General features: G+C 65.5%; 9 protein-coding genes. 3 read left to right on the top strand and 6 right to left on the bottom strand.

What is annotated here, in order from left to right:
* Both BMZ97_RS05855 and BMZ97_RS05850 read right to left on the bottom strand, forming a co-directional pair.
* Window positions 1-1,022: NAD(P)/FAD-dependent oxidoreductase (locus BMZ97_RS05855; RefSeq protein ID WP_092166676.1), on the bottom strand; the 1,022-nt coding region annotated here is incomplete at its 3' end.
* A gap of 166 nt (window positions 1,023-1,188) precedes the next feature.
* Window positions 1,189-1,689 carry a MarR family winged helix-turn-helix transcriptional regulator gene (locus BMZ97_RS05850; RefSeq protein WP_244546246.1) on the bottom strand — a complete coding sequence of 167 codons (501 nt, stop codon included), beginning with the start codon at window positions 1,687-1,689 and terminating at the stop codon, window positions 1,189-1,191.
* Between the two features lie 157 nt (window positions 1,690-1,846).
* Between BMZ97_RS05850 and BMZ97_RS05845 the strand changes: the two genes are divergently transcribed.
* The 3 genes from BMZ97_RS05845 to BMZ97_RS05835 all read left to right on the top strand — a co-directional run bounded on the left by BMZ97_RS05845 (window position 1,847) and on the right by BMZ97_RS05835 (window position 4,500).
* Window positions 1,847-3,043 carry an amidohydrolase family protein gene (locus tag BMZ97_RS05845; RefSeq protein WP_092166406.1) on the top strand — a complete coding sequence of 399 codons (1,197 nt, stop codon included), beginning with the start codon at window positions 1,847-1,849 and terminating at the stop codon, window positions 3,041-3,043.
* An 8-nt stretch (window positions 3,044-3,051) separates the two neighbouring features.
* Entirely contained in the window at window positions 3,052-3,639 is a 588-nt protein-coding gene (locus BMZ97_RS05840) for an amino acid synthesis family protein (protein WP_092166404.1), read from the top strand.
* 276 nt (window positions 3,640-3,915) lie between these two features.
* Window positions 3,916-4,500 (top strand): amino acid synthesis family protein, encoded by a 585-nt coding sequence (locus BMZ97_RS05835; RefSeq protein ID WP_092166674.1) that lies wholly within the window; start codon window positions 3,916-3,918, stop codon window positions 4,498-4,500.
* A gap of 461 nt (window positions 4,501-4,961) precedes the next feature.
* On the opposite strand, the gene BMZ97_RS05830 is transcribed toward BMZ97_RS05835, so the two are convergent.
* The 4 genes from BMZ97_RS05830 to BMZ97_RS05815 form a co-directional block, all read right to left on the bottom strand.
* The gene (locus BMZ97_RS05830) at window positions 4,962-6,263 is read right to left on the bottom strand and encodes an NAD(P)/FAD-dependent oxidoreductase (RefSeq protein WP_092166673.1); all 1,302 of its coding nucleotides are present in this window, start codon (window positions 6,261-6,263) and stop codon (window positions 4,962-4,964) included.
* A gap of 69 nt (window positions 6,264-6,332) precedes the next feature.
* Window positions 6,333-7,064, bottom strand: coding sequence for an amino acid ABC transporter ATP-binding protein (locus BMZ97_RS05825; RefSeq protein ID WP_092166672.1), 732 nt, complete (start codon window positions 7,062-7,064; stop codon window positions 6,333-6,335).
* An 8-nt stretch (window positions 7,065-7,072) separates the two neighbouring features.
* On the bottom strand, window positions 7,073-7,735 hold the full coding sequence (locus BMZ97_RS05820; protein WP_092166403.1) for an amino acid ABC transporter permease: 663 nt from the start codon (window positions 7,733-7,735) through the stop codon (window positions 7,073-7,075).
* 178 nt (window positions 7,736-7,913) lie between these two features.
* Window positions 7,914-8,669 (bottom strand): ABC transporter substrate-binding protein, encoded by a 756-nt coding sequence (locus BMZ97_RS05815; RefSeq protein ID WP_092166402.1) that lies wholly within the window; start codon window positions 8,667-8,669, stop codon window positions 7,914-7,916.
* Window positions 8,670-8,757: the final 88 nt, after the last annotated feature.

Genomic DNA, 8,757 nt, shown 5'->3' with positions numbered 1-8,757 from the left:
TGGAGGGATGTTGAGGAGGTCGTGTACTGGAAGGTCAGTCGCTTGTCGGGATAGACGTAGCGATGGGCTTTTTGGGCGGCGAGCGCGGCCTCGTGGAAGCCCGAGAGGATGAGCTTGAGCTTGCCGGGATAGGTGTTGATGTCGCCGATGGCGAAGATGCCAGGCGTCGAGGTCTCGAACTTCTCGGTATCGGCCGGGATCAGGTTCTCGTGGAGATTGAGGCCCCAATCGGCGATCGGCCCGAGCTTCATGGTCAGCCCGAAGAAGGGCAGAAGCGTATCGCAGGCGATCTCGAAGGTCTGACCTTCGCTGTCCCGGCAGATCGCGGCCTGGAGCGCCGAGCCTTCGCCCTTGAGGCTGGTGACCTGGCCGAGCTTCATCTCCATCTGGCCGGATGCGACGAGCGCGCGCATCTGCTCGACCGAATGGGGCGCGGCGCGGAAATCGTCGCGGCGATGCATCAGCGTGACGCGTTTGGCGATCGGCTGCAGGTTGAGCGTCCAGTCGAGCGCTGAGTCACCGCCGCCGACGATCAGGATGTCGCGACCGCGGAAGGCCTCCATCTTGCGCACGGCATAGAACACCGCGTTGCCCTCATAGGCCTCGATGCCGGGGATCGGCGGCTTCTTGGGCTGGAACGAGCCGCCGCCGGCGGCGACGATGACGGTCTTGGTCTCGAACACCGTGCCGGCATCGGTGGTGACGCGGAAGCGCGGGGCGTCTGCCGTGCCGATCGGCTCCAGCGCCTCGATCATCTGGTTCAAGTGGAAGGTCGGGCCAAACGGCTTGATCTGCTCGACGAGGTTGTCGACCAGGCCCTGGCCGGTGACGATCGGGAAGCCGGGAATGTCGTAGATCGGCTTTTCCGGATAGAGCTCGGCGCATTGCCCGCCGACCTTGGGCAGGATGTCGACCAGATGCGCCCTGATGTCGAGCAACCCCAGCTCGAAAACCGCAAACAACCCGCACGGACCCGCGCCGACTATCACGACATCCGTGGTGATGATGTTGTCATTGGTCATAGCCGCGTCTTGGGTCATCGCCATGCCTTCCATCGCACCGCGCCCAAGCGCCGGTGAGCCAGCGCGGGGCATCATCAAATCCAACGTCAATTATTGTTAGTATACAAATGAAATTGCGCAAGCGGATTTTGCAGGCAGGGCTTGCTCATTTGCAGGCAGGCCTGGCTCAATCGAGGCGCGCCAGCAGAGCGAGCAGGCGCTCGGCCTCTTCGCGCGAGAGCGGCGCCAGGGTTGCGGCGCTGATCGCCTTCGCCTTCTCGAGCAGGCCGGGGATCGCCTCGCGCCCCTTGGCGCTGAGCCTGACGCGGACGCGGCGCTGATCGTCGGGGTCGGGCAGGCGCTCGACCAGCCCGCGTTCTTCCAGCCGCGCGATCACGCCCTTGATGGTGGCGGGGTCCATCGCCGTCATGCGGCCGAGCAGATTCTGCGAAATCTCCTCGCCGGCGCTCAGTTTCGACATGGCTGCGAATTGCGTCGGCGTCGGGCCGTCATCGCCCATGATGCGCTGGAAGATCGCGATATGGCGCTGCTGGGCGCGGCGCATCAGGAAGCCGACCTGCTCGTCGAGGATATAGTCCATCGGGGCGGCAGTACCGGCCGAGGACGGCTTGCGCTGCCTTGCGGTCGGCTTGGCGGCTGTATCCGCCACGCTGTCCTGCCTGCTCATCCTCATCCCCTGATCGCCACCGCGCGGGCCGCGCCTCCGGTCCCGTCGCATCGCCTCTTGCCAGCCGCCGAAACGCTGTCCATGATTGTTATTACACATTCAAACATCGCCTGTCTCGCAGGCATGATTGCGCTCCATATTCGCAGCGGAGGACCAGATGGCTCACGACGTCGCAGCAGGCCCGGCCAAGGGCAAGCTCGTCATCCGCAATCTCGGCCTGGTGCTCTCGGGCGATCTCAACCAGCCGATCCTCGACGCTGATACGATCATCGCGGTCGATGGCCGCATCACCGCCATCGGCCGGGCTGCCGATCTCGATTGCGAGCGCGCCGACAGCATCATCGATGCGCAGGGGTCGCCGGTCGCCCCTGGGCTGATCGACAGCCATTGCCACCCGGTCTTCGGCGACTGGACGCCGCGGCAGGGGCAGATGGGCTGGATCGATTCCTGCGTCAATGGCGGCGTCACCACCTTCGTTTCCGCGGGCGAGGTGCATCTGCCCGGTCGGCCGAAGGATCCCATCGGCGTCAAGGCGCTCGCCATCACGGCGCAGCGCACCTTCGCGAATTTCCGGCCGACGGGGGCGAAGATCCATGCGGGAGCGCCGATCGCCGAGACCAGCATGGTCGAGGAGGATTATGCCGAGATGGCTCGCGCCGGGGTCAAGATGATCGGCGAGATCGGGCTTGGCACCGTTAACACCGGCCCCGAGGCGAAGAAACATGTCGATTGGGCGCGCAAATACGGAATGGAGACGATCATCCATACCGGCGGCCCGTCAATCGCGGGGTCGAGCCTGATCAGCGAGGACATCGTGCTGGAGGCCCAGCCCGATGTGATCAGCCACATCAATGGCGGCCATACCTCGATCCGCTTTTCCGGCATCTGCCGGCTCTGCGAGCAGGCGAGGGGCGCAATCGAGATCGTCCATAACGGCAATGAGCGCGCCGCGCTCGAAGCCATCAAGACCGCGACCGAACTGAACCTGACCTACAAGGTCATCCTCGGCACGGACGCGCCGGCAGGTTCCGGCGTGCAGCCGCTCGGCATCCTCAGGATGATCGCCTTCCTGTCGAGCCTGGGCGATGTGCCGCCCGAGGTCGCCTTCTGCATGGCGACCGGCAACACGGCGCGGGTGCGCAAGCTCGATGCCGGCTTCATCGCGGTCGGCATGCCGGCCGATCTCGTCTTTCTCGACAAGCCGCAGCATTCGGCCGGAAAGCATCTGCTCGACGCCGTCTCGCTCGGTGACATTCCCGGCATCGGCATGGTGGTGATCGACGGCATCATCCGCACCGGCCGCTCGCGCAACACGCCGCCATCGCACACCGCGCCCGTTCTGGTCAGGCATTGAGGCGCATCATGACCGATCTCATCGATATCCGTCGGATCCAGACCAGCGTGGAGGAGATCTTCCACGAGTTCGGTCCGCGCCCCGGCCGCACCGAGCGCATCGCTTGCGTCTGCGCCGTGCTGACCAACCCTTATGCCGGGCGCTACGAGCCCGACATCCTGCCGATGATGGAGGCGCTGAAGGCTGCCGGCCTCGACATGGCGACGCGTTGCCTCAACGCGCTCGGCGGCGATCCCGGGACCGTCGAGGGCTATGGCAAGGGCGCGATCGTCGGCTCCGCCGGGGAACTGGAGCATGGCGCGCTCTGGCATGTGCCGGGCGGCTACGCGATGCGCGAGATCCTCGGCAATGCGAAAGCGATCGTGCCCTCGACCAAGAAGGTGGCGGGACCCGGTGCGCGCATCGACATTCCCGTCACCCATATCAACGCGTCTTATGTCCGCAGCCATTTCGGCGCGGTCGAGATCGGCGTTCCCGGCTCGCCGCAAGCGGACGAACTCGTCTTCATCCTGGTGATGACGACGGGCGCGCGAATCCATGAGCGCGTCGGCGGCCTACGCGCCGACCAGATCAGCGTTGGCGACGGGCAGCGGTGATCATCTTCGCCAGACAATGGGGCGCGGGGAACCCCTCTCCCAAAGGGAGAGGGGCAGGGGTGAGGGGTCGGCCGTTTGATGTCATGGCCGCGACCTCACCGTTGCATTCTTCAAGTCACCGCTCGACTGGTCCAACGGCCTACACCTCACCCCTGCCCCTCTCACTGATCTCGGGCCTGCCCGAGATCAGTACTCAAAGTGTCGAAGTCGGGTATACCCGACTTCGATGCAGGAGAGGGGTTCCCCGCGCCCTACCGTCTAGTGTCGGAGCCTTTCATGCCCGCAGACATCCGCAAGATTCTCACGCAAGTCGATGAAATCCATCTCGAAATGGGCAAGACGATCAGCCCGCCGACGCGGCGCGCCGTGGCCTGCGCCGTGATCGCCAACCCGTTTGCCGGGCGCTATCAGGAGGACCTTTCCGAGCTCTCCGAGATCGGCGTCGAGCTGGGCGACCTCCTGACCAAACGCTGCCTTGCGGCACTGAACATCGCGCCCGATCAGGCTGAGAGTTTTGGCAAGGCGGCGATCGTCGGCGAGGGCGGCGAACTCGAGCATGCAGCCGCGATCCTCCATCCCAAGCTGGGCACCCCAGTGCGTGCGGCACTCGGCAAGGGGCCGGCGCTGATCCCCTCGGCCAAGAAGCGCGGCGGGCTCGGCACGCCGATCGACGTGCCGCTCGGCCACAAGGACGCAGCCTTCGTGCGCTCGCATTTCGATGCGGTCGAGGTCCGGATCACCGACGCGCCGCGCGCCGGCGAGATTTTGGTGGCGATCGCGATCACCGATTCCGGCCGCCCGCTGCCGCGTATCGGCGGGCTGCAGAAGCACGAGATCAAGGGCGAGGACGGGCTGCGCTGAGGCTTATTGCTGTCCCGTTGGCGTTTCGGCCCCTGAGCTGATCATGCACGGCTCTCCCGTCGCGAGCGAGATGACGCGAAGTGCCCGATGAAGGGCGCGGGGAACCCTTCTCCCGGATGGGAGAAGGGCAGGGATGAGGGCCTGCCGCTGATTATCGAGGCGTGACCGCGCCGCAGCGCCGGCTTCATCCTGAAAGCGCAGGAGACGATGCGGAGCCGCTTGCGCGATCTGGTTGTCGGGCCTGCCCTCACCCCTGCCCCTCTCCCACACGGGAGAGGGGTTCCCCGCGCCTGTCTCATTCGTCACCGCCCGCTGGAATGCCTGCGATGACGGGACTTTTCGATCGGGCGCTTGCGGCGAACCGGACAGCAGTCAAGCCCGACCATGACGCGCTTCGGATCCCTAAACGCCCTTCGGGCGCTCAGGATGACGTTGCGCATGTGGGGCCAAACGGCGCGCTGTCAGGCCGCCTTGTCCTTCATCCCGCCATCGGTCAGCCGGTACCAGCTGATGATCGCCGAGACGTAGAGCTCGTTCAGCGCGTGCAGCGGCAGCGGCTTGATCGGCACCACCGGGAAGGGCAGGCGGCTCTTGTCGCCGCTGGCGAGATACTCCGCCATCGCCTTGCCCATCGCGCTCTGCAGGCCGACGCCGCGGCCCATGCAGCCGATATCGACCAGCAGCCCGGGCTCGGGCTCGTGCAGATGCGGCAGAAAATCGCGCGTCAGCGCGACCCGGCCGCACCAGCGGTAGTCGAAGCCGATCCCCTTGGCCTGCGGATACATCTTGCCGATGACGCGTTCGAGATGGGCCCAGTCAGAGGCGTCCTTCGGCTCGCGGAAGGGGCCGCGGCCGCCCATCAGGAGGCGGTTGGTGTGGTCCTTGCGGAAGTAGAGCAGCAATTGCCGCGTATCCGAGGTGACCTGGCCCTCGGGCAGGATCGTGCCGGCAATGTTGTCCGAGAGCGGCTCGGTCGCGACGATGAAGGTGTTCGGCCGGATCACGGTCTGGCGCAGTTTCGGGATCAGGTCGCCGGTATAGCCATTGGTCGCGATGACGACGCGCGGGGCGGTGACGCTCAAGCCCTGGGCTGTGCGGACGACCCAGGTCGTGCCGCTGCGCTTCAGCGAGACGACGGGGCTCTCGCCATGGATCGTGGCGCCGGCCTTGAGCGCGGCTTTGGCGAGCCCGCGCGCATAGGCGAGCGGCTGCACGCCGCCGGCGCGCCGGTCGATCCAGCCACCGAGATAGCGCTCCGTGCCGAGCAGGCGCGTGACGCTGTCGCTGTCGAGATACTCCGCGTCGACGCCGCGCGCCCGCCATTCGCCGGCGCGTCGCTTCACCGTCTCGAGCATGGCTGGCGTATGCGCACCCTGGATCCAGCCGGCGCGCTTATGCGGCACGTCCATGGCGTGCCTGGCGATCAGATCGAAGACGAGATCGGCGGTCGAGGCGACGAAGCGCGTCAGCGCCTCGCCTGCGACGGGGCCGAATTTCGCGGCGATCTCGCTGGGATCATATTTGATGCCGGGAATGACCTGCCCGCCATTACGGCCCGAGCCGCCCCAGCCCGGCTCATGCGCCTCCAGCACGATGACGGAGACACCGGCCTCGGCGAGATGGAGCGCGGTCGAGAGCCCGGCATAGCCGGCGCCGATCACGCAGACATCGGCGCTGGCATCGGTGGCAAGCGGCGGCGTCGGCGCCGCAGTGGGGGCTGTCGCATGCCAGAGCGAGGGAGCGAGCGGGAACGGTTCGGCCATGACGGCCTCCTTGGGCGTTGAAAGCATGGCTCATGCGAAAAACCGGTACCCACTTTTTCGCGCCATGCTTCAGATCGGCTTGAGCACGCGCCGCAGAAAATCCTGGGTGCGCGGATGGCTCGGTGCGCCCAGCACATCGCGGGCCGGGCCCTGTTCGACGATGACGCCGCCATCGAGAAAGAGCACGCGGTCGGCGACCTCGCGGGCAAAGCCCATCTCATGGGTGACGACGAGCATGGTCATGCCGTCCTCGGCGAGGCTCTTCATCACGCTGAGCACCTCGCCGACGAGCTCGGGATCGAGCGCCGAGGTCGGCTCGTCGAACAGGATCGCCTTGGGCTGCATGCAAAGCGCGCGTGCGATCGCGACGCGCTGCATCTGCCCGCCCGAGAGCTGGCCGGGATAAGCGTCGACCTTGTCGCCGAGGCCGACGCGGGCGAGCAGATCGCGTCCGCGCGCTATGGCCTGCGCGGCCGGCTCCTTCTTCACGAAGATCGGCCCCTCGACGACGTTTTCGAGCGCCGTGCGGTGCGGAAACAGGTTGAAGCGCTGGAACACCATCGCCATCGCCGTGCGGATGCCGGTGATCGAGGGCTGGCTGCGGTCGACCCGGACGCCGTCGATGGTGATCGCGCCGCCGTCATAGGATTCGAGCCCGTTGATGCAGCGCAGGATGGTCGATTTGCCCGATCCGGACGGGCCGATCAGGCAGACCACCTCGCCCTTGTTCACATTGGCGGTGATGCCCTTCAGGACGGGAAAGGCGCCGAAACTCTTGGTGACGCCGGTGATCTCGATCATCGAAGCGCTCATCGCCGCGTCTCCTTGCCGAAGCGCCGCTCCAGCCAGCCGACGAAGCCGATCAATGGCAGGCTCATGCAGAGATAGAGCAGGGCGACCAGCGAGTAGACCGTCATGTTCTTGAAGGTGGAGGAGGCGATCAGCGAGCCTTGCAGCGTCAGCTCCGCCACCGTGATCGTCGAGGCCTGCGACGAATCCTTCAGCATCATCACCATGATGTTGCCGTAGGGCGGCAGCACGATCCTGACGGCTTGAGGCAGGATCACGCGCCGCATCATCATGCCCCAGCCCATGCCGATCGATTGCGCGGCTTCGATCTGGCCGTGGTCGACCGCCTCGATGCCGGCGCGGAAATTCTCCGATTGATAGGCGGAATAGGCGATGCCGAGCCCCAGGATCGAGGCTTGCAGCGCCGAGAGCGCGATGCCGAGCTCCGGCAGCACGAAATAGATGTAGAAGAGCTGCACCAGGATCGGGATGCCGCGCAGGCCGTTGACGACGAGCTTGGCGATCAGGGCAAGCCAGCCGATGCCCGAGACCCGCATCAGGGCCCAGACCAGGCCGAGCAGCGTCGACAGGATGAGCGAGCCCGCCGTGACGAGCAGCGTGAATTTCACGCCCTGGAGCAGGAGAGGCAGGAACTGGGCGGCATCCCGCAGGAATATCTGCATGGCGTTCTGATGGTCGGAGGAATTGGTCAGGACGACGTTTGGAACCTCAGCGCGTCATCCCGGACAAGCCGCGAAGCGGCGCCGATCCGGGATTCATGCCTGAACCGTTCCGGCATGGATCCCGGATTGGCTTCGCTGCGTCCGGGATGACGGCGCGTGGAGTTTATCGTCGATGCGCTCAGGCCAGGCCCCACTTCGCCAGAATCTTGTCGACGGTGCCGTCGGCCTTGAGCTTGGCGAGGCCGGTGTTGATCTTCTTGAGCAATTCGCCGTCGCTCTTGCGCACGCCGATGCCGACCGAGCCGGAGATCACCGGCTTGTAGGACTTGACGATGCGGACTTTCGGGAACTGCCCCCGCGACAGGTTGTAGGCGATGATCGGCAGGTCGAAGACGGCGGCCTGGACGCGCGCTGCGTTCACATCGGCGAGGATATCGGGCAGGGTCTTGTAGAGCTTGACCTCGGAGAACAGCCCGGATTTCTGCAGCACGTCGACATAGGCCGTGCCGATCTGCACGCCGATCGTGATGCCCTTCAGATCCTCGAGGGTGACGTAGTCCTTGGTGTCGGTGGCCGGTACGATCAGGCCTTCGCCATAGGTGTAGATCGGGTCGGAGAAGTCGATGACTTCCTTGCGCACCGGGGTGATGTACATCGCGGCTGCGACGATATCGACCTTGTTGCTGGTCAGCGAGGCGATCAGCGTCGAGAACTGCATGCCCTCGACCTCGACCTTGAAATCGGAGACTGCGGCGATCGCCTTGACCAGGTCGACCATCACGCCCTCGATGGTGTTGGTCTTGGTATCGAGGAAGGTGAAGGGGCTGCCTGTCGGGGTGGAGCCGACTTTGAGCACGGATTGCGCCCGGGCAGGCAGAATGCCCGCGGCCATGGCGCTGCCGGCCAGCATGGACAGGAAGGTCCGACGTTCCATCGCGATATCCCCTCGCTTACGGCGCGCTTGCTGCGCGTCCGGCCATGATTTTCATGTGCGTGAAGATACGAGCATAGGACAAACTTGC

Source organism: Allobosea sp. OK403 (assembly GCF_900113835.1).
Classification (GTDB): Bacteria; Pseudomonadota; Alphaproteobacteria; order Rhizobiales; family Beijerinckiaceae; genus Allobosea.
The sequence above is the reverse complement of the archived record's forward strand: the minus strand, read 5'-3'. Positions and strand labels throughout refer to the sequence as shown.